17 protein-coding genes and 1 tRNA gene are annotated in these 20193 nt (G+C 62.0%); 17 read left to right on the plus strand and 1 reads right to left on the minus strand.

Annotation, left to right across the window (positions count from 1 at the left end; genetic code table 11):
- Nucleotides 1-2 precede the first annotated feature (2 nt).
- The 3 genes from tuf (EO136_RS04760) to EO136_RS04770 all read left to right on the plus strand — a co-directional run bounded on the left by tuf (EO136_RS04760) (nucleotide 3) and on the right by EO136_RS04770 (nucleotide 1812).
- On the plus strand, nucleotides 3-1193 hold the full coding sequence (gene tuf / locus EO136_RS04760; RefSeq protein ID WP_127143157.1) for an elongation factor Tu: 1191 nt from the start codon (nucleotides 3-5) through the stop codon (nucleotides 1191-1193).
- Nucleotides 1194-1304: 111 nt separating this feature from the next.
- Nucleotides 1305-1670: an MGMT family protein gene (locus tag EO136_RS04765; protein WP_127143327.1), complete on the plus strand. Its 366-nt coding sequence runs from the start codon at nucleotides 1305-1307 to the stop codon at nucleotides 1668-1670.
- Between the two features lie 66 nt (nucleotides 1671-1736).
- Nucleotides 1737-1812: transfer RNA gene (locus EO136_RS04770), tRNA-Trp, on the plus strand.
- Between the two features lie 85 nt (nucleotides 1813-1897).
- Here the strand turns inward: EO136_RS04770 and EO136_RS04775 are convergent.
- Nucleotides 1898-2644 (minus strand): tetratricopeptide repeat protein, encoded by a 747-nt coding sequence (locus EO136_RS04775; RefSeq protein WP_164730441.1) that lies wholly within the window; start codon nucleotides 2642-2644, stop codon nucleotides 1898-1900.
- A gap of 185 nt (nucleotides 2645-2829) precedes the next feature.
- On the opposite strand from EO136_RS04775, the gene EO136_RS18540 reads away from it, so the two are divergent.
- The 14 genes from EO136_RS18540 to tuf (EO136_RS04840) all read left to right on the plus strand — a co-directional run bounded on the left by EO136_RS18540 (nucleotide 2830) and on the right by tuf (EO136_RS04840) (nucleotide 20193).
- Nucleotides 2830-2991 carry a hypothetical protein gene (locus EO136_RS18540; protein ID WP_164730442.1) on the plus strand — a complete coding sequence of 54 codons (162 nt, stop codon included), beginning with the start codon at nucleotides 2830-2832 and terminating at the stop codon, nucleotides 2989-2991.
- A 45-nt stretch (nucleotides 2992-3036) separates the two neighbouring features.
- Nucleotides 3037-3381 (plus strand): hypothetical protein, encoded by a 345-nt coding sequence (locus EO136_RS04780; RefSeq protein WP_127143329.1) that lies wholly within the window; start codon nucleotides 3037-3039, stop codon nucleotides 3379-3381.
- Nucleotides 3382-3616: 235 nt separating this feature from the next.
- Nucleotides 3617-3811, plus strand: a complete 195-nt coding sequence (gene secE / locus EO136_RS04785; protein WP_127143330.1) for a preprotein translocase subunit SecE — start codon at nucleotides 3617-3619, stop codon at nucleotides 3809-3811.
- 19 nt (nucleotides 3812-3830) lie between these two features.
- Nucleotides 3831-4361 carry a transcription termination/antitermination protein NusG gene (gene nusG, locus EO136_RS04790; protein ID WP_127143331.1) on the plus strand — a complete coding sequence of 177 codons (531 nt, stop codon included), beginning with the start codon at nucleotides 3831-3833 and terminating at the stop codon, nucleotides 4359-4361.
- Nucleotides 4362-4484: 123 nt separating this feature from the next.
- Nucleotides 4485-4913 (plus strand): 50S ribosomal protein L11, encoded by a 429-nt coding sequence (gene rplK, locus EO136_RS04795; protein ID WP_127143332.1) that lies wholly within the window; start codon nucleotides 4485-4487, stop codon nucleotides 4911-4913.
- 5 nt (nucleotides 4914-4918) lie between these two features.
- A complete protein-coding gene (gene rplA, locus EO136_RS04800) occupies nucleotides 4919-5614 on the plus strand; it encodes a 50S ribosomal protein L1 (protein WP_127143333.1) in 696 nt (231 codons plus the stop codon).
- 320 nt (nucleotides 5615-5934) lie between these two features.
- Nucleotides 5935-6453, plus strand: coding sequence for a 50S ribosomal protein L10 (rplJ, locus tag EO136_RS04805; protein WP_127143340.1), 519 nt, complete (start codon nucleotides 5935-5937; stop codon nucleotides 6451-6453).
- Between the two features lie 63 nt (nucleotides 6454-6516).
- A complete protein-coding gene (gene rplL / locus EO136_RS04810; protein ID WP_127143334.1) occupies nucleotides 6517-6891 on the plus strand; it encodes a 50S ribosomal protein L7/L12 in 375 nt (124 codons plus the stop codon).
- A gap of 221 nt (nucleotides 6892-7112) precedes the next feature.
- Nucleotides 7113-11255 carry a DNA-directed RNA polymerase subunit beta gene (rpoB, locus tag EO136_RS04815; protein ID WP_127143335.1) on the plus strand — a complete coding sequence of 1381 codons (4143 nt, stop codon included), beginning with the start codon at nucleotides 7113-7115 and terminating at the stop codon, nucleotides 11253-11255.
- 95 nt (nucleotides 11256-11350) lie between these two features.
- Nucleotides 11351-15559: a DNA-directed RNA polymerase subunit beta' gene (rpoC, locus tag EO136_RS04820; RefSeq protein ID WP_127143336.1), complete on the plus strand. Its 4209-nt coding sequence runs from the start codon at nucleotides 11351-11353 to the stop codon at nucleotides 15557-15559.
- Between the two features lie 423 nt (nucleotides 15560-15982).
- Nucleotides 15983-16354, plus strand: a complete 372-nt coding sequence (gene rpsL / locus EO136_RS04825) for a 30S ribosomal protein S12 (RefSeq protein WP_127143337.1) — start codon at nucleotides 15983-15985, stop codon at nucleotides 16352-16354.
- 15 nt (nucleotides 16355-16369) lie between these two features.
- Entirely contained in the window at nucleotides 16370-16840 is a 471-nt protein-coding gene (gene rpsG / locus EO136_RS04830) for a 30S ribosomal protein S7 (RefSeq protein WP_127143338.1), read from the plus strand.
- Between the two features lie 12 nt (nucleotides 16841-16852).
- Entirely contained in the window at nucleotides 16853-18943 is a 2091-nt protein-coding gene (fusA, locus tag EO136_RS04835) for an elongation factor G (RefSeq protein WP_127143339.1), read from the plus strand.
- A gap of 59 nt (nucleotides 18944-19002) precedes the next feature.
- Nucleotides 19003-20193, plus strand: coding sequence for an elongation factor Tu (gene tuf / locus EO136_RS04840; RefSeq protein WP_127143157.1), 1191 nt, complete (start codon nucleotides 19003-19005; stop codon nucleotides 20191-20193).

A 20193-nucleotide genomic window follows, 5' to 3' on the forward strand; every position in this document is an offset into this window, starting at 1 on the left:
CGATGGGTAAGGAAAAGTTCAGCCGCACGAAGCCGCACTGCAACATTGGCACGATTGGCCATGTTGACCACGGCAAGACGTCATTGACGGCTGCGATCACGAAGGTATTGGCCGAGACGGGCGGTGCGACGTTCTCCGCTTACGACCAGATCGACAAGGCGCCCGAAGAGAAGGCCCGCGGTATCACGATCTCGACGGCGCACGTCGAGTACGAGACCGAGAAGCGCCACTATGCGCATGTGGACTGCCCCGGTCACGCGGACTATGTGAAGAACATGATCACCGGCGCGGCGCAGATGGACGGCGCGATCCTTGTGGTCTCGGCTGCCGACGGCCCGATGCCCCAGACGCGCGAGCACATTCTGCTCGCCCGCCAGGTTGGCGTTCCGGCGCTTGTTGTGTTCCTCAACAAGGTCGACCAGGTCGACGACGAGGAGCTTCTTGAGCTGGTCGAGCTCGAGGTTCGCGAGCTTCTCTCGTCCTATGAGTTCCCCGGTGACGACATTCCGATCACCAAGGGTTCTGCGCTGATGGCACTCGAGGACAAGCGTCCCGAGATCGGCCATGACGCGATCCTGGAGCTGATGAAGACTGTGGACGACTACATTCCGCAGCCCGAGCGCCCCGTGGATCAGCCCTTCCTGATGCCGGTCGAAGACGTGTTCTCGATTTCCGGTCGTGGCACGGTTGTGACCGGTCGGGTTGAGCGCGGCATCGTCAAGGTTGGCGAGGAAGTCGAGATCATCGGGATCAAGGCGACCCAGAAGACCACGGTGACCGGCGTCGAGATGTTCCGCAAGCTGCTCGATTCGGGCCAGGCTGGTGACAACATCGGTGCTCTGATCCGCGGTATCGACCGCAGCCAGGTGGAGCGCGGGCAGGTGCTGTGCAAGCCCGGTTCTGTGACCCCGCACACCAAGTTCGTTGCCGAAGCCTACATCCTGACCAAGGAAGAGGGCGGTCGCCACACCCCGTTCTTCACGAACTACCGTCCGCAGTTCTACTTCCGGACGACGGACGTGACCGGTGTCGTGACGCTGAACGAGGGCGTTGAGATGGTGATGCCCGGCGACAACGTGGAAATGAACGTGGAACTGATCGTTCCGATCGCGATGGAAGAGAAGCTTCGCTTCGCCATCCGCGAAGGCGGCCGCACCGTCGGCGCCGGCGTCGTTTCCAAAATCGTCGCGTAATCGGCGACCATCGCCCCGCACGATCCGGGCTGGCCTGCCCGGCTTCCGGGCGCGGGGCAGAATCGAGGGCGGTCCCAAGGGGCCGCCCTTTTTGGTTTCGAGGAATGATCGATGACGTCTGGCGATATCGGGACGAAGACCGCGCTTCTCGATATGATCGGGACCGTGCCGCCCGGGCGCGTGACGACCGCAGCCGATCTGGCCGCGGCATTGGACGTCCCCCCGAAGCGCGTCTCCATGCTATTGGGCGCACTCACTCGAGCCGAGCGGCACGGCGCGCCGGTCCATCGGGTGGTGCCCAAGCAAGGCCGGTTCAAACGGCCCGAGGACCGAACGCCGGTACAACTGATCCAGCTCGTCGCGCTCGAGAAAGAGGGGTTGATGCTCGAGGGGCAGCGATTGGCTGGGTTCGACGCGCTGCGCTGGCCCATTGCAGGGCCGCCGGGGCCCGATGATTCATCCGGCACCGGCCAATAAGTCCTGCGAAATCTGAGAAATGCCCTTGCCTTGGGCGGGCATTCTCAGTAGATCAGGGGCCATTGCAGGGGTGTAGCTCAGTTGGTAGAGCATCGGTCTCCAAAACCGAGGGCCGTGGGTTCGAGTCCCTCCGCCCCTGCCAGTCGCTCATGCCACCAAGGGCCCTGCTGGCGACATCCCCCAGATACCCTGACATCATACAAGAGTGCCGAGAGTTGCTCCGAAGCTCAGGCGCTGTTCGGCCTGTCCATGGCTTCGAGCGAAAGCTTGGCGAGATTGTCGCCTTGTGCTGCCGCGCGGGCAAACCAGGCGTGGGCAGCCTCACGGTCTTGCACGATGCCGATGCCGTCTCGGCAGCACAAGCCCAGGCGGAACTGGGCCTGTGCAAATCCCTGATCGGCTGCGCGGCGGAACAATGCTGCAGCCCTGGGCAGATTCCGGTCGACGCCCAGTCCCCATTCGTGCAGATAGCCGAGCCAATACTGGGCGGCGGCGTCGTCCTGATCCGCAGCCTGTGCGAACCATCGGGCTGCAGCGGCATCGTCCTGTTCGACCCCCAGGCCCTCGCGGTAGCAGACCGCAAGGTCATGCTGGGCATGGACGTGACCCTGGTCGGCGGCCTTGCGGAACCAGTGCGCGGCCCTTGTGTGATCGCGACTGACGCCGCGTGCCAAGGCGCAGCAGATGGCCGCGTGATACTGGGCACGCGGATGCCCGGCCAGCGCCGCGCGTTCATACCAGTGGAATGCTGCCTGGTGATCGCGCGCCACTCCGTGGGCGAACTGATACATGGTCCCCACACGGCATTGGGCCTCGGGCTCGCCTGCCTCCGCCCAGCGGCGCAAGGCCGGATACGCGCGCGCATAATTGCCGGCCTTGTGCGCATCGATCGCGGCAGTGAGGCTCGTGATGCGGCCCCGGCCGGACAGCGCACCGAGAGCCGTGCCGAGCAGGCGGCCGATGCGAGAAATCATCGGAAGGACTCCATGGCGGAAGGAAGGTTGGAGGGTGACGCTACCCGACCCTCCGGGCCTCGCGTACCCCCGAAACCGGGGGCGAGTGGTCCGCCCTTGAGGGTATACCATCCAGAGTCGGCCATGTATGAGGAGCGGAGCAGGGCAGATGTGCTGCCAAACCTGCCGCATAGAAAGGAATGCCAATGTCGGCCGTTGCCGAACTTGCCAAGCTCCAGCGCGCCATAGCCGAGCTTTCGGCGGCGCTGGCCGGCCGTGGACCACGCGGGGATACGGACCGCCGGGCGCTGAAATCGGAGATCGAGGCCTGCATGCAGGATCTCGATGAGCTGCGGAACCGAATCTAGGCGAGGGCGTTTCTTTGACCATGACCAGCGGGGAGTAATCGCAACATGTCATCGGACGATATCCGTAACACCCTTGAGACCCAGGTCGAGGACCTGCGCAAGCAGCTCAAGCACATCACGAGCACGCTTTCCGAGCAGGGGCTCAATCTCGATGAATTGCGCGAGGGTGCGGAGGAAGGTCTGCACGGGGTCGGGCGGTCTGCCCAGCGCGCCGTGCGCCATGCGCAGGATGAGGCGGAAGCCGTCTTCGACGTGGCGCGCAAGGCGCCGGCAGCGACCACTACGGCGTTGACCATCGCCGGGGCGCTCGGGTTCCTCGTGGGCTATCTCGTTGCCACCAGCCAGCACGAGGACAGCAAGCATCACCCATGGCGCCGCCTCAAGCTTTGAGCGCACGAAAAGCCGTGATATAAGTTGTGGGCGGCCGCCAACTGGCCGCCCTTTTTTATTGCCAATCGCCTGGCCCGCCAGCCTCGTTCCGGCAGCGGCAGGAAAAAAACGGCATCGGACTTGCTTTAGGTGTGTCTAGGGTCTAGATAGGCCACTCTTGGCCGTGCGAAGCGACTCGCGCGGCGATAGCGTATGGTCACGCACTCCCGGAAGCCCAGCAGGTATCGAGCAATTCATGGCCCGAACTAACCCGTTCACGTTCATTCAGCAGGTCCGCACCGAGGTTTCCAAGGTCGTGTGGCCGACCCGTAATGAAACGCTGATTTCGACGATCATGGTTCTGGTCATGGTCATCTTTGCGAGTCTGTTCTTTCTCGCGGCAGACCAGATCATCCAATTTTTCGTCGGATTGCTGCTTTCGATCCGATAGTCCGGGGTAATTCATAACAATGGCCAAGCGCTGGTATATCGTTCAGGCGTATTCGAACTTCGAACGCAAGGTCGCGGAGTCCATCCGGGAAAAGGTTGTCTCGACCGGGCTTGATCATCTGTTCGAGGATGTGCTCGTACCGACCGAGAAGGTCACTGAAGTGCGCCGTGGCCGCAAGGTCGATGCGGAGCGTAAGTTCTTCCCGGGCTATGTGCTCGTGAAGATGGAGTTGACCGACGAGACGTTCCACCTGATCAAGAACACGCCGAAGGTCACGGGGTTCCTTGGCGCGGACAACAAGCCGCAGCCGATTTCCGAGCGCGAGGCGATGTCCATCCTCCAGCAGGTGCAGGAGGGGGTCGATCGTCCCAAGCCCTCGATCAGCTTCGAGATCGGCGAAAATGTCCGCGTGGCGGACGGGCCGTTCGCGAGCTTTTCGGGCATTGTCGAGGAAGTCGACGAAGAGCGCTCGCGCCTCAAGGTCGAGGTGTCGATCTTCGGGCGTCCGACGCCGGTCGAACTGGAATACGGACAGGTCGAAAAGGTCTGATCCGCAGCGCACCTCGGGGCGCATACTGTGTGGGAGAGAGCGGCGGTTGCCATCCGCCGGTGAACCTCTCGGACCACACCGTCACCAAATGGCCGTTTTGGCGGTCTACTGAAAGGAACGAAGATGGCAAAGAAGATTACAGGCTATATCAAGTTGCAGGTGCCCGCGGCATCGGCGACTCCCTCGCCCCCGATCGGCCCGGCCCTCGGTCAGCGTGGACTCAACATCATGGAATTCTGCAAGGCCTTCAATGCGGCTACGCAGGAAATGGAGAAGGGCGCCCCGATCCCGGTCGTGATCACCGCCTTCGCCGACAAGAGCTTCACATTCGAGATGAAGCTTCCGCCGGTGACCTATTTCATCAAGAAGGCGATCAACCTCAAGTCCGGCTCCAAGAAGCCGGGCCATGACAGCGCCGGCACCCTGTCCCAGGACCAGGTGCGTGAGATCGCCGAAAAGAAGATGAAGGACCTCAACGCAGATACCGTCGATGCCGCCATGAGCATGGTCGCCGGTTCCGCCCGGTCCATGGGTCTGCAGGTCGAGGGGTAAGCGATATGGCCAAGATTGCAAAGCGCACCAAGCAAATCCGTGACGGCATCGATCGCAAGAAGCTGTATCCCGTTTCCGACGCGATCAAGCTCGTCAAGGAACGCGCAACCGCCAAGTTCGACGAGACTGTCGAACTGGCGATGAACCTGGGTGTCGACCCGCGTCACGCCGACCAGATGGTCCGTGGCGTCGTGAACCTGCCCAACGGTACTGGCAAGACGGTCCGCGTGGCCGTGTTCGCCAAGGACGCCAAGGCCGATGAGGCCCGGGCCGCAGGCGCCGACATCGTGGGTGCCGACGATCTCGCCGAAGAGATCCAGAAGGGTAACATCAACTTCGACCGCTGCATCGCAACGCCGGACATGATGCCGCTCGTCGGTCGCCTCGGCAAGATCCTGGGTCCGCGCAACCTGATGCCGAATCCCAAGGTCGGCACCGTGACCCCCGACGTCGCCGGTGCGGTCAAGGCCGCCAAGGGCGGCGCCGTCGAGTTCCGCGTCGAGAAAGCCGGCATCATCCATGCCGGCGTCGGCAAGGCCTCGTTCTCTGACGAACATCTCGTTGAGAACATCAAGGCGCTGACCGATGCGGTCAACCGGGCGAAGCCTTCGGGCGCAAAGGGCACGTATTTCAAGCGTGTCGCGGTGTCCTCGACGATGGGCGCGGGCGTCCATGTCGATCCGTCCTCGGTCCTGAACTAGGATCGACGGCATACGAGATTTCGGGCGGTTCCGGCTGCCCGGGATGCCGGCAGGGAGGAAATTCCTTGCCGGTAAAGTCCTGTCCGAGACTGTGTGGTGATGGCCGGCTGGCCGTCATAATCGCCGGGAGCTCCCGGACGCCACCAATAGATGGGGTGACAACCGGACGAGATATGGGCCCAGTCGGCCAGTGTTTCGTTTCGGTTCGAACCGGGTCCCTGTGGCCCACAGGCGCTGCACCGCCTTTGCCTCTTTAAAGGGCAGGGCATATTGCAACGGTCCGGTCGATGAGCGACCGGGCTCTCACGTGGAGAGTAGCAGTGGATAGAGCGGAAAAAGCTGAGGTCGTCTCCTCGCTCCAGCAGGCATTTGCCGGCTCGGGCGCGGTTGTCGTCGCTCACTATACCGGTCTGTCGGTGTCTGAATTCGAAAGCCTTCGCAGGCAGATGAAGCAGGCCGGCGGACAGGTGAAGGTCGCCAAGAACCGCCTTGCCAAGCTCGCTCTTAAAGACTCCGACATAGCGGACATCTCGAGCCTTCTTACCGGCCCGACGGTCCTCGCCTACTCGGAAGATCCCATCACGGCGCCGAAAGTCGCCAAGACGTTTGCCGACAAGAACTCCAAGTTCGTGATCCTCGGCGGCGCAATGGGAGCAACCGAACTCGACGCCGATGGCGTCAAGGCGCTGGCCGATCTGCCCTCGCTGGACGAACTGCGCGCAAAGCTCGCAGGTCTGCTCACGCAGCCTGCCGCCAAGATCGCAGCAGTCCTGCAGGCACCCGGTGGACAGGTGGCTCGCGTCATCTCCGCTTATGCGGATAAGGGCGAAGCTGCGTAGTGGCGCGGTTGACCCGATCCCCACGGTTCGAACTGAAACCAGAACTTAAAAGAGAGTACCCAAATGGCTGATCTTGAGAAACTTGTGGACGAGCTGTCCGCGCTGACCGTCCTGGAAGCTTCCGAGCTGTCCAAGATGCTTGAAGAGAAGTGGGGCGTTTCCGCCGCCGCTCCCGTGGCCGTTGCTGCTGCTGGCGGCGCTGCCGCTGAAGCTCCTGCCGAGGAAAAGGACGAATTCGATGTCGTCCTCACCGAAGCCGGTGCTCAGAAGATCAACGTCATCAAGGAAGTCCGTGCCATCACCGGCCTGGGCCTGAAGGAAGCCAAGGACCTGGTCGAAGGCGCTCCCAAGGCCGTCAAGGAAGCTGTCAACAAGGCAGAAGCCGAAGACATCAAGGCAAAGCTGGAAGCAGCCGGCGCCAAGGTCGAACTCAAGTAGTTCGTCTCTTTCTTGCATGCTTGCGGGACGGCCCTTTTCGGGGGCCGTCCCGTTTCTGCCCTACAGGGGCAGGCGGTCCGGCAGAGATCCGGGCAGTGTCGCCTACAGGCGACATGACGGGCGAAAGACCCGTTTGGGCACCTGTTCAAAGAACCGACGGCTGATTGTCGATTCTTTGAACAGCTGCCTCCGAGACATTCGATACGAGAGGAAACGGGTATATGGGTACCACGTTCAATGGCCGCCGCAAGGTGCGCAAGTCCTTCGGTTCAATTCGCGAAGTCACGGAGATGCCGAACCTCATCGAGGTTCAGAAGGCCTCCTATGACCAGTTCCTGCTGGTCGACGAGCCCGAAGCCGGGCGCGGCGATGAAGGGCTGCAGTCGGTCTTCCGGTCGGTTTTCCCGATCACCGATTTCTCCAATACCGCGAGCCTGGAATTCGTGCGCTACGAGTTCGAGCAGCCCAAATACGACACCGAAGAGTGCCGTCAGCGCGACATGACGTTCGCCGCGCCGCTCAAGGTGACGCTGCGCCTGATCGTGTTCGAGGTCGACGAGGACACCGGCGCGCGTTCAGTCAAGGACATCAAGGAGCAGGACGTCTACATGGGCGACATGCCCTTCATGACGTCCAATGGTACGTTCATCGTCAACGGCACCGAGCGTGTGATCGTCTCCCAGATGCACCGCTCTCCCGGCGTGTTCTTTGATCACGACAAGGGCAAGACCCATTCGTCGGGCAAGCTGCTGTTTGCGGCCCGCATCATTCCCTATCGCGGTTCCTGGCTCGATATCGAGTTCGATGCCAAGGACGTGGTCTTCGCGCGCATCGATCGTCGGCGCAAGATTCCGGTCACCTCGCTGCTCAAGGCGCTGGGGCTGGATGCCGAAGAAATCCTGACGACCTATTACGACACCCAGATCTACTCCAAGAGCGACAAGGGCTGGCGCAAGCCGTTCGATGCCGAAAAGCTCAAGGGGTCCAAGCCGCTCCTCGACCTGATCGACGCCGACAGCGGTGACGTGGTGCACGAAGGCGGCACAAGGCTGACTGCGCGTGCCGCAAAGAAGATCGTGGAATCCGGTACGACCCATCTGCTGGTCAATGATGAAGACCTCTATGGGATGTATCTGGCCCAGGACATTGTCGACCTGGACTCGGGTGAGATCTTTGCCGAAGCCGGTGACGAGATCGACGAGAAGGTGCTGGCCGCGCTCGTGGAGAAGGGCTTTAACGAGCTTCCGATCCTCGATATCGATCACATCAATGTGGGCGCCTATATCCGCAACACGCTGGCCGTGGACAAGAACGAGTCCCGCGAGGACGCGCTCTTTGACATCTATCGCGTCATGCGTCCGGGCGAGCCGCCCACCATCGAGACCGCCGAGGCGATGTTCAAGTCGCTGTTCTTCGATCCCGAGCGCTACGACCTTTCGGCCGTGGGACGCGTGAAGATGAACATGCGTCTGGACCTGCACGCAGAGGACACCGTGCGCGTGCTGCGCAAGGAAGACATCGTTGAGGTCGTACGCACCCTCGTGGATCTGCGCGATGGCCGCGGCGAGATCGACGATATCGACAATCTGGGCAACCGGCGCGTGCGATCGGTCGGCGAGCTGATGGAGAACCATTACCGCCTCGGCCTGCTGCGCATGGAGCGTGCGATCAAGGAGCGGATGAGCTCTGTCGAGATCGATACGGTCATGCCCCAGGACCTGATCAACGCCAAGCCGGCCGCTGCAGCGGTGCGCGAGTTCTTCGGCTCGTCCCAGCTCAGCCAGTTCATGGATCAGACCAATCCGCTTTCGGAGATCACCCACAAGCGCCGTCTTTCGGCGCTTGGGCCGGGCGGTCTGACCCGCGAGCGCGCGGGCTTTGAAGTGCGCGACGTTCACGTGACGCACTATGGCCGCATCTGTCCGATCGAGACGCCGGAAGGGCCGAATATCGGTCTGATCAACTCGCTGGCGACGTTCGCGCGCGTCAACAAGTACGGGTTCATCGAGACCCCGTATCGCAAGGTTGTCGACGGCAAGGTCACCGATGACGTGGTCTATCTCTCGGCGATGGAAGAGGCCAAGCACTACGTTGCCCAGGCCAATGCCAATATCGGAGACAACGGCGCGTTCGTGAACGAGATGGTCATCGCCCGGCATGCCGGCGAGCCGTCCCTGACCCCGCGCGAGCTTGTCGACCTGATGGACGTTTCGCCCAAGCAGGTCATTTCGGTGGCTGCTTCGTTGATCCCGTTCCTTGAGAACGACGACGCCAACCGCGCTCTGATGGGCTCGAACATGCAGCGTCAGGCCGTGCCGCTTCTGCGTGCCGAAGCCCCTTATGTGGGCACGGGCATGGAATCGGTTGTGGCCCGGGATTCGGGTGCAGCGATTTCCGCGCGCCGCAGCGGTATCGTCGATCAGGTGGATGCGACCCGTGTCGTTATCCGCGCGACCGAAGAGACCGATGCGTCCAAGTCGGGCGTCGACATCTACAATCTTATGAAGTTCCAGCGTTCGAACCAGTCGACCTGCATCAACCAGCGTCCGCTGGTCAATGTGGGTGACCACGTGCAGGCAGGGGACATCATCGCCGATGGTCCCTCGACCGAGCTGGGCGACCTTGCCCTCGGCCGGAACGTGCTCGTCGCGTTCATGCCCTGGAACGGGTACAACTTCGAAGACTCGATCCTGCTCAGCGAAAAGATCGTCAAGGACGACGTGTTCACCTCGATCCACATCGAGGAGTACGAAGTCATGGCGCGTGACACCAAGCTCGGGCCCGAAGAAATTACCCGCGATATTCCCAACGTTTCGGAAGAAGCGCTCAAGAATCTCGACGAAGCGGGTATCGTGCATATCGGTGCGGAGGTTCAGGCCGGCGATATCCTCGTGGGCAAGATCACGCCCAAGGGCGAAAGCCCGATGACTCCGGAAGAAAAGCTGCTGCGCGCCATCTTCGGCGAGAAGGCTTCCGACGTTCGCGACACGTCGCTGCGCATCCCCCCCGGGGACGCGGGCATCGTGGTCGAGGTGCGGGTGTTCAATCGCCACGGCATCGACAAGGACGAGCGCGCGATGGCCATCGAGCGCGAGGAAATCGAGCGGCTGGCCAAGGACCGGGACGACGAACAGTCCATCCTGGACCGGAACGTCTATGCCCGTCTCAAGGAGATGCTGTTCGGCAAGGCCGCGACCTCGGGCCCCAAGGGCTATGTCGCGGGCACCAAGCTCAACGACTCGATCTTTGATGCGCATGGCCGCTCCAAGTGGTGGCAGTTTGCGGTCGAGGACGACAAGGTCATGTCCGAGATCGAGGCGCTTCAGGCTCAGTACGACGAGAGCCGGAAGCTTCTCGAGCAGCGGTTCATCGACAAGGTCGACAAGCTCCAGCGTGGTGACGAGCTGCCTCCCGGCGTGATGAAGATGGTCAAGGTCTTCGTTGCGACCAAGCGGAAGATCCAGTCGGGCGACAAGATGGCCGGCCGGCACGGCAACAAGGGTGTCATCAGCCGGATCATGCCGGTCGAGGACATGCCGTTCCTCGAGGACGGCACTCAGGTTGACATCGTGCTCAACCCGCTCGGCGTGCCGAGCCGGATGAACGTGGGTCAGATCCTCGAGACCCACCTTGGCTGGGCCTGCCGCGGCATGGGCAACAAGATCGACAAGATGCTCGAGGCCTACCGGCAGTCCAAGGACATCACGCCGCTCAAAAAAGAGATCGGCGCGCTCTATGAGGGTGACGAATACGTCGCCGATCTGGACGACGACGGCGTTGTCCGTCTCGGCCAGCAGGTGTCCAAGGGTGTCTCGATCGCCACGCCGGTGTTCGACGGTGCAAAGGAAGCCGATATCGTGGAGATGCTCGAAAGGGCGGGGCTCGATGCCTCGGGCCAGTCGACGCTCTATGACGGGCGGACAGGCGAAGCTTTCGACCGGTCGGTGACGGTGGGCTACATCTACATGCTCAAGCTGCACCACCTTGTCGACGACAAGATCCACGCCCGTTCGATCGGCCCGTACAGCCTCGTGACCCAGCAGCCGCTGGGCGGCAAGGCGCAGTTCGGCGGCCAGCGCTTCGGCGAGATGGAAGTCTGGGCACTGGAAGCCTACGGGGCGGCCTACACGCTTCAGGAAATGCTGACGGTCAAGTCTGACGACGTGGCCGGCCGCACCAAGGTCTACGAGGCCATCGTGCGGGGCGACGACACGTTCGAAGCAGGTATTCCCGAAAGCTTCAATGTGCTGGTCAAGGAAATCCGGTCTCTCGGCCTCAATGTCGAGCTGACGGAATCCGAAGCCGAGTCGGACCAGCCCGGAGGGGATCCGGAACTCGCACCTCCTGCGGACGCGGCGGAATAATCCGCCGCTCCCTACCGATCCCGTTTTCCCGCCCGTGAAAAGGGGCGATGCGCCGATCCTTCGGAAGCATCGCCCGGGCGCCAAGGAGAGACACGATGAATCATCATCAGCATGTCATGGACCCCTTCAATTCCCAGGCCAGCGCGCCGGTGTTCGATCAGATCAAGATCAACATTGCGAGCCCCGAGAAAATCCTGAGCTGGTCGTTCGGTGAGATCAAGAAGCCCGAGACCATCAACTACCGCACGTTCAAGCCCGAGCGTGACGGCCTGTTCTGCGCGCGTATCTTCGGCCCGACCAAGGACTACGAGTGCCTGTGCGGCAAGTACAAGCGGATGAAGTTCAAGGGCGTCATCTGCGAGAAGTGCGGCGTGGAAGTTACGCTCAGCCGCGTGCGGCGCGAGCGCATGGGCCACATCGAACTGGCCGCGCCGGTCGCCCACATCTGGTTCCTGAAGTCGCTGCCGTCCCGGATCAGCCAGCTTCTCGACATGACCCTCAAGGATGTCGAGCGGATTCTCTATTTCGAGAACTATGTGGTGATCGAGCCCGGCCTGACACCGTTCAGCCAGAACCAGCTCGTCACCGAAGAAGAATATCTCGATGCGCAGGACCAGTACGGTCCCGATGCCTTCACCGCCATGATCGGCGCGGAAGCTGTGCGCGAGTTGCTCGCTTCGCTCGACCTCGAGAAACTCGCCGCGGACCTGCGGGTGGAGATCGCCGAGGCGACCACCGAACTCAAGCCCAAGAAGCTGGCCAAGCGTCTCAAGATCGTCGAGCAGTTCATCGTTTCGGGCAACAAGCCCGAATGGATGATCATGACTGTGATTCCGGTCATTCCGCCCGAGCTGCGTCCGCTGGTTCCGCTCGATGGCGGCCGGTTCGCGACCTCGGACCTCAACGATCTCTATCGTCGCGTGATCAACCGCAACAACCGCCTCAAGCGCCTGATCGAGCTGCGTGCTCCGGACATCATCATCCGGAACGAGAAGCGCATGCTGCAGGAAGCCGTCGATGCGCTCTTCGACAACGGTCGCCGTGGCCGCACCATCACCGGTGCCAACAAGCGCCCGCTCAAGTCGCTTTCGGACATGCTCAAGGGCAAGCAGGGCCGGTTCCGCCAGAACCTGCTGGGCAAGCGCGTCGACTATTCGGGCCGTTCAGTGATCACCGTGGGCCCCGAGCTCAAGCTGCACCAGTGCGGCCTGCCCAAGAAGATGGCGCTCGAACTGTTCAAGCCGTTCATCTATTCGCGGCTGGACGCCAAGGGCCTGAGCTCGACGGTCAAGCAGGCCAAGAAGCTGGTCGAGAAGGAAAAGCCGGAAGTGTGGGATATCCTCGACGAGGTTATCCGTGAGCACCCCGTGCTGCTCAACCGCGCGCCGACGCTCCACCGTCTGGGCATCCAGGCGTTCGAGCCGATCCTGATCGAGGGCAAGGCCATCCAGCTTCACCCGCTGGTCTGCGCCGCGTTCAACGCGGACTTTGACGGCGACCAGATGGCCGTTCACGTTCCGCTTTCGCTCGAGGCCCAGCTCGAGGCCCGCGTGCTGATGATGTCGACCAACAACATCCTGCACCCGGCCAACGGCCAGCCGATCATCGTGCCGAGCCAGGACATCGTTCTGGGGCTCTACCACCTTTCGCTGATGGCGGAAGGCGAGCCCGGGCAGGGCATGGCCTTCTCCAATATCGGTGAGCTCGAAGCAGCGCTCGAGACCAAGGCTGTTACCCTGCACACCAAGATCAAGGGCAGGGTGCGTGCGCTCGATGCCGATGGGAACGTGACGACCCAGATCGTGGAAACGACCCCGGGCCGCATGATCCTTGGCCGGCTGCTGCCGGACGCGGTGCCCTATGAGGTCGCCAACCAGCTGATGACCAAGAAGGCCATCTCCAAGGTGATCGACACCGTCTACCGCTCCTGCGGCCAGAAGGAGACCGTGATCTTCTGCGACAGGGTCATGGACCTTGGCTTCAAGCAGGCCTGTCGCGCCGGCATTTCGTTCGGCAAGGACGACATGGTCATCCCCGACACCAAGGCCAAGATCGTGGGCGATGCCCGCACCCAGGTCGAGGAGTTCGAGCAGCAGTACAATGACGGCCTGATCACCCACGGCGAGAAGTATAACAAGGTCGTCGACGCCTGGGCCAAGTGCGGTGACAAGGTGGCCGACGAGATGATGAAGCGCATCTCGGCCATCGAGACCGATCCTGAGACCGGACGTCAGGCTCCGATCAACTCGGTATACATGATGAGCCACTCGGGTGCTCGTGGTTCGCTGGCCCAGATGAAACAGCTCGCCGGAATGCGCGGCCTCATGGCCAAGCCGTCGGGCGAAATCATCGAAACGCCGGTGATCTCGAACTTCAAGGAAGGCCTGACCGTTCTCGAGTACTTCAACTCCACGCACGGTGCTCGTAAGGGTCTGGCCGATACCGCGCTCAAGACCGCGAACTCGGGCTACCTCACCCGTCGCCTGGTGGACGTCGCACAGGATGCGATCATCACCGATGACGATTGCGGGACCGACAACGGTCTGACCATGGAAGCGATCATCGACTCCGGTCAGGTGGTGGCCTCTCTCGGCCAGCGTATTCTCGGCCGTGTCTCGGCTGAGGACATCATGGAGCCTGGGACCGATACGGTTCTGGTTGCACGCGGCACCCTTATGGACGAGGCCGATGCCGATCGCGTCGAAGAGGCCAAGGTCCAGCAGGTCCGTATCCGCTCGCCGCTCACCTGCGAAGTCCGTCAGGGCTGCTGTGCGGTCTGCTACGGCCGCGATCTGGCACGTGGTACTCCGGTGAACATGGGCGAAGCCGTGGGCGTTATCGCGGCTCAGTCCATTGGTGAGCCGGGCACCCAGCTGACCATGCGCACGTTCCATATCGGCGGCACCGCCCAGGTGGTGGACAGCTCGTATCTGGAAGCGGGCGCCGAGGGCAAGGTGACGTTCCGCAACAAGAACATCGCCACCAACTCGGATGGCCACACCGTCATCATGGGCCGGAACGTATCCATTGCCATCGTCGACGGCGAGGGCAAGGACCGGTCGGTGCACAAGGTCAACTACGGCGCCCGTCTGCGGGTGAACGAGGGTGATCAGGTCAAGCGCGGCCAGCGTATCGCCGAGTGGGATCCCTATACCCGTCCGGTGCTCTCGGAAGTCGAGGGCGAGGTGATCTTCGAGGATCTTGTGGACGGCACTTCGGTGGCCGAAACCACGGACGAGACCACGGGCTTCACCAAGCGTCTGGTCATCGACTGGCGGTCCAACCAGCGAGGTGATGGGCTGCGCCCGGCGATCTCGGTGGGGGCTTCCGGCCAGGTGCTCAAGTCCGATCGCGGCACGGATGCGCGCTATCTGCTCAGCGTGGATGCGGTGATTGCGGTCGAGCCGGGCAACCGGGTCGCCCAGGGCGATGTTCTCGCGCGTATTCCGCTCGAGAGCGCCAAGACAAAGGACATCACGGGCGGCCTGCCGCGCGTGGCGGAACTGTTCGAGGCACGCCGTCCCAAGGACCACGCAATCATAGCCGAAATCGATGGCACGATCAGGTTCGGTCGCGACTACAAGAACAAGCGCCGGATCATCATTGAGCCGTCCGAGGACGGCATGGAGCCCGTCGAGTACCTGATCCCCAAGGGCAAGCCCTTCCATTTGCAGGAAGGTGATCCCATCGAGCGGGGCGAGTACATCATGGACGGCAACCCGGCCCCCCATGACATCCTGGCAATCAAGGGCGTCGAGGAACTGGCGAAGTATCTGGTCAACGAGATCCAGGAGGTCTACCGCCTCCAGGGCGTGCTCATCAACGACAAGCACATCGAGGTGATCGTCCGGCAGATGCTCCAGAAGGTGGAAATCACCGAGGCCGGAGAATCCGGTCTGCTCAAGGAAGAGCAGATCGACCGGATCGACTTCGACGAACTCAACGAGCAGCTCATTGCCGATGGCAAGAAGCCCGCGACCGCCGTGCCGGTGCTCCTGGGCATCACCAAGGCGTCGCTGCAGACCCGTTCGTTCGTATCGGCCGCTTCGTTCCAGGAGACCACCCGCGTGCTGACCGAGGCTGCCGTCTCGGGCAAGGCGGATCTTCTCGAGGGCCTGAAGGAGAATGTCATTGTCGGCCGGCTCATCCCGGCAGGTACAGGTGCGCGGATTTCCAATGTGCGCCAGGTGGCTACCCGCCGCGACGACCTGATTCTCGACGAGCGTCGGCGTCAGGCCGAGACGGTGGCGATTGCCGCTCCGTCGGCTCCAGCCGAACCTGCGCCCGATACCCCGGCCGAATAGTTCGGTCACTATCGGTTGAATTGAGAAAGGGGCCCTTCGGGGGCCCCTTTTTGCATTGTGGGGCAGGGGCCAGAGACATTTGGCCGGCGATGCGCCCGCCCTAAGGCGCTGAATCCCGAAAAATCCCCGGAATGCCTTGACGAGTCGGAATCATACGCGTAATACGCGCCATACCTTAACGGTCGGTCGTGACCAGCGGGACGATGCGAGGCGCCCAATGCCCCTCATCCAAGCCGGTCAAACACACTGTCGGGTACGTTAGACGCAACAAGTCTTGGGCGCATGATCGTCTCCTTAACCGGGGGTGATCCTCTGCTTTCTTGGCGCCGCGGGTTTCTCTGAAGCCTGTGCGGGCGCCGCTCTCATGTTGCGGATAACGAAGAAGATTGTGTCTGTTACGGATGAAAAGAGGGTTCGAGCGACATGCCGACCATTAATCAGTTGATCCGCAAGCCCCGGCAGGCGAAGCCGAAGCGGAACAAGGTTCCGGCCATGGAGGCGAACCCGCAGAAGCGCGGCGTTTGCACCCGCGTCTACACGACGACGCCGAAGAAGCCGAACTCCGCTCTGCGCCGCGTTGCCAAGGTGCGGCTGGTCAACCAGCGCGAGGTCATCACCTATATTCCGGGTGAAGGCCATAACCTGCAGGAGCACTCGGTTGTGCTCATTCGTGGCGGGCGTGTGCGTGACCTTCCGGGCGTGCGGTACCACGTGCTGCGCGGCGTTCTGGATACCCAGAGCGTGAAGGATCGCAGGCAGCGTCGTTCCAAGTACGGCGCGAAGCGGCCGAAGTAAGGAGAGATCTAGCAAATGTCCCGTCGGCATCGTGCAGAAAAGCGTGAGATCAACCCCGATCCCAAGTTCGGTGATCTCGTCGTTTCCAAGTTTATGAATTCGCTCATGAAGGACGGCAAAAAGTCGTCCGCCGAGAGCATCGTTTACGGCGCATTCGACGTCGTTGAAGAGCGGACCAAGCAGGACCCCGTGCAGGCATTTCATGCCGCGCTGGAAAATATCCGTCCGGCCGTCGAGGTGCGTTCCCGCCGTGTTGGTGGTGCGACGTACCAGGTTCCCGTCGAAGTGCGCACCGAGCGCCAGCAGGCGCTCGCTATCCGCTGGCTGATCGACGCCGCGCGCAAGCGCGGCGAACAGACCATGGTTGGTCGCCTTTCCGGCGAGCTCATGGATGCGCTCAACGGGCGCGGTCAGGCCGTAAAGAAGCGCGAAGACACGCACCGGATGGCCGATGCCAACCGTGCGTTCTCGCACTACCGCTGGTAAGGACGATCTGAAATGGCCCGCGAATACAAGATCGAAGACTATCGCAATTTCGGCATCATGGCTCACATCGATGCCGGCAAGACGACCACGACCGAGCGGATTCTGTTCTACACCGGCAAGAGCCACAAGATCGGTGAAGTCCATGATGGCGCAGCCACCATGGACTGGATGGAGCAGGAGCAGGAGCGCGGCATCACCATCACGTCCGCTGCCACGACCACGTTCTGGCAGGGCCGTGACGGCAAGAAGCGCCGCTTCAACATCATCGATACACCGGGCCACGTGGATTTCACCATCGAAGTGGAGCGTTCGCTCCGCGTGCTCGATGGTGCCGTAGCGCTGCTCGACGCCAACGCCGGTGTGGAGCCCCAGACCGAGACCGTCTGGCGCCAGGCCGACAAATACGCCGTTCCGCGCCTCATCTTCGTGAACAAGATGGACAAGATCGGTGCCGACTTTTACCGCTCGGTCGAGATGATCGGCGAGCGCCTGGGTGCCAAGGCCGTTGTGCTGCAGCTCCCGATCGGCGCCGAGAACGAGTTTGCCGGCGTAGTCGATCTCATCGAGATGAAGGCCTATGTCTGGAACGGCGAGCAGCTTGGTGCGTCCTGGGACGTCCTCGACATTCCGGAAGACCTCAAGGCCAAGGCGGACGAGTATCGCGAGAGCATGATCGAGGCCGCCGTCGAACTCGACGAAGCTGCGATGGAAGCGTATCTGGAAGGCGAGATGCCGGACAACGATACGATCCGCAAATTGCTCCGCAAGGGCATCATCCGCAACGACTTCTTTGGCGTTCTGTGTGGTTCCGCGTTCAAGAACAAGGGCGTGCAGCCGCTTCTGGATGCAGTGGTGGATTTTCTGCCCGCTCCGAACGACATCGAGGCCATTCGTGGTATCGACGCCAAGACCGAGGAGCCGATCGAGCGTCACGCTGACGACGACGAGCCCCTTTCGATGCTGGCCTTCAAGATTGCCAACGACCCGCACATGGGTTCGCTGACTTTCTGCCGCGTCTATTCGGGCAAGCTCGAGGCAGGTGCGCAGCTGCAGAACACGGTCAAGGACAAGCGTGAACGCGTCGGTCGCATGTTCCAGATGCACTCCAACAGCCGCGAGCAGATCTCGGAGGCTTTTGCGGGCGATATCGTCGCGATCGTGGGTCTCAAGGACACCACCACCGGTGATACGCTGTGCACGCCGGCGAGCCAGGTGATCCTCGAGCGCATGATCTTCCCCGATCCGGTGATCGACATTGCCGTGGAGCCCAAGTCCAAGGCCGACCAGGAGAAGATGGGCCTCGCCCTTCAGCGCCTGGCTGCCGAGGATCCCAGCTTCCGGGTCCGCTCGGATGAGGAATCGGGCCAGACGATCATTTCGGGCATGGGCGAGCTTCACCTCGACATTCTGGTCGATCGCATGAAGCGTGAGTTCAAGGTTGAGGCCAATATCGGTCAGCCGCAGGTTGCGTATCGTGAGACGATCACCCGGGTTGCAGAGATCGATTACACCCACAAGAAGCAGTCGGGTGGTTCGGGCCAATTCGCTCGTGTGAAGATGGTCATCGAGCCCAACGATCCGGGCGCGGGGTTCAGCTTCGAGAGCAAGATCGTCGGTGGTTCGGTTCCCAAGGAATACATCCCCGGCGTGTCCAAGGGCATCGAGTCCGTTATGGGCGCCGGTATCCTTGCGGGCTTTCCGATCGTGGACGTCAAGGCAACCCTGGTGGACGGCGCGTATCACGACGTCGACTCCTCGGTCCTCGCGTTCGAGATTGCCGGCCGGGCCGGCTTCCGTGAAGGCCTTCAGAAGGCAGGGGCCAAGCTGCTCGAGCCGATCATGAAGGTCGAAGTGGTCACACCGGAAGAGTATATGGGCGACGTCATCGGCGACCTGAACTCCCGGCGCGGCCAGATCCAGGGCACCGAATCTCGCGGTATTGCGCAGGTGGTCAACGCCTTCGTGCCGCTGGCCAACATGTTCGGGTACGTCAACTCCCTCCGCTCCATGAGCCAGGGACGCGCGCAGTACACGATGGTGTTCGGCCATTACGAGCAGGTGCCGCAGGCGGTCGCCGACGAAGTCCAGGCCAAATACGCCTGATCGAGTTCATTTAAGAGACACTGAGCGGCGCCGAGGCGCTGCGACCATGGAGACGGACGATGGGTAAGGAAAAGTTCAGCCGCACGAAGCCGCACTGCAACATTGGCACGATTGGCCATGTTGACCACGGCAAGACGTCATTGACGGCTGCGATCACGAAGGTATTGGCCGAGACGGGCGGTGCGACGTTCTCCGCTTACGACCAGATCGACAAGGCGCCCGAAGAGAAGGCCCGCGGTATCACGATCTCGACGGCGCACGTCGAGTACGAGACCGAGAAGCGCCACTATGCGCATGTGGACTGCCCCGGTCACGCGGACTATGTGAAGAACATGATCACCGGCGCGGCGCAGATGGACGGCGCGATCCTTGTGGTCTCGGCTGCCGACGGCCCGATGCCCCAGACGCGCGAGCACATTCTGCTCGCCCGCCAGGTTGGCGTTCCGGCGCTTGTTGTGTTCCTCAACAAGGTCGACCAGGTCGACGACGAGGAGCTTCTTGAGCTGGTCGAGCTCGAGGTTCGCGAGCTTCTCTCGTCCTATGAGTTCCCCGGTGACGACATTCCGATCACCAAGGGTTCTGCGCTGATGGCACTCGAGGACAAGCGTCCCGAGATCGGCCATGACGCGATCCTGGAGCTGATGAAGACTGTGGACGACTACATTCCGCAGCCCGAGCGCCCCGTGGATCAGCCCTTCCTGATGCCGGTCGAAGACGTGTTCTCGATTTCCGGTCGTGGCACGGTTGTGACCGGTCGGGTTGAGCGCGGCATCGTCAAGGTTGGCGAGGAAGTCGAGATCATCGGGATCAAGGCGACCCAGAAGACCACGGTGACCGGCGTCGAGATGTTCCGCAAGCTGCTCGATTCGGGCCAGGCTGGTGACAACATCGGTGCTCTGATCCGCGGTATCGACCGCAGCCAGGTGGAGCGCGGGCAGGTGCTGTGCAAGCCCGGTTCTGTGACCCCGCACACCAAGTTCGTTGCCGAAGCCTACATCCTGACCAAGGAAGAGGGCGGTCGCCACACCCCGTTCTTCACGAACTACCGTCCGCAGTTCTACTTCCGGACGACGGACGTGACCGGTGTCGTGACGCTGAACGAGGGCGTTGAGATGGTGATGCCCGGCGACAACGTGGAAATGAACGTGGAACTGATCGTTCCGATCGCGATGGAAGAGAAGCTTCGCTTCGCCATCCGCGAAGGCGGCCGCACCGTCGGCGCCGGCGTCGTTTCCAAAATCGTCGCGTAA

This window comes from Pelagibacterium montanilacus, assembly GCF_003992665.1.
GTDB classification, from domain to species: Bacteria; Pseudomonadota; Alphaproteobacteria; order Rhizobiales; family Devosiaceae; genus Pelagibacterium; species Pelagibacterium montanilacus.

What these genes read in the sequence shown, in the direction of transcription:
- tuf (WP_127143157.1), top strand. Translation starts at nt 3, where the DNA reads ATGGGTAAGGAAAAGTTCAGCCGCACGAAGCCGCACTGCAACATTGGC.
- EO136_RS04765 (WP_127143327.1), top strand. Translation starts at nt 1,305, where the DNA reads ATGACGTCTGGCGATATCGGGACGAAGACCGCGCTTCTCGATATGATC.
- EO136_RS04775 (WP_164730441.1), bottom strand. Translation starts at nt 2,644, where the DNA reads ATGATTTCTCGCATCGGCCGCCTGCTCGGCACGGCTCTCGGTGCGCTG.
- EO136_RS18540 (WP_164730442.1), top strand. Translation starts at nt 2,830, where the DNA reads ATGTCGGCCGTTGCCGAACTTGCCAAGCTCCAGCGCGCCATAGCCGAG.
- EO136_RS04780 (WP_127143329.1), top strand. Translation starts at nt 3,037, where the DNA reads ATGTCATCGGACGATATCCGTAACACCCTTGAGACCCAGGTCGAGGAC.
- secE (WP_127143330.1), top strand. Translation starts at nt 3,617, where the DNA reads ATGGCCCGAACTAACCCGTTCACGTTCATTCAGCAGGTCCGCACCGAG.
- nusG (WP_127143331.1), top strand. Translation starts at nt 3,831, where the DNA reads ATGGCCAAGCGCTGGTATATCGTTCAGGCGTATTCGAACTTCGAACGC.
- rplK (WP_127143332.1), top strand. Translation starts at nt 4,485, where the DNA reads ATGGCAAAGAAGATTACAGGCTATATCAAGTTGCAGGTGCCCGCGGCA.
- rplA (WP_127143333.1), top strand. Translation starts at nt 4,919, where the DNA reads ATGGCCAAGATTGCAAAGCGCACCAAGCAAATCCGTGACGGCATCGAT.
- rplL (WP_127143334.1), top strand. Translation starts at nt 6,517, where the DNA reads ATGGCTGATCTTGAGAAACTTGTGGACGAGCTGTCCGCGCTGACCGTC.
- rpoB (WP_127143335.1), top strand. Translation starts at nt 7,113, where the DNA reads ATGGGTACCACGTTCAATGGCCGCCGCAAGGTGCGCAAGTCCTTCGGT.
- rpoC (WP_127143336.1), top strand. Translation starts at nt 11,351, where the DNA reads ATGAATCATCATCAGCATGTCATGGACCCCTTCAATTCCCAGGCCAGC.
- rpsL (WP_127143337.1), top strand. Translation starts at nt 15,983, where the DNA reads ATGCCGACCATTAATCAGTTGATCCGCAAGCCCCGGCAGGCGAAGCCG.
- rpsG (WP_127143338.1), top strand. Translation starts at nt 16,370, where the DNA reads ATGTCCCGTCGGCATCGTGCAGAAAAGCGTGAGATCAACCCCGATCCC.
- fusA (WP_127143339.1), top strand. Translation starts at nt 16,853, where the DNA reads ATGGCCCGCGAATACAAGATCGAAGACTATCGCAATTTCGGCATCATG.
- tuf (WP_127143157.1), top strand. Translation starts at nt 19,003, where the DNA reads ATGGGTAAGGAAAAGTTCAGCCGCACGAAGCCGCACTGCAACATTGGC.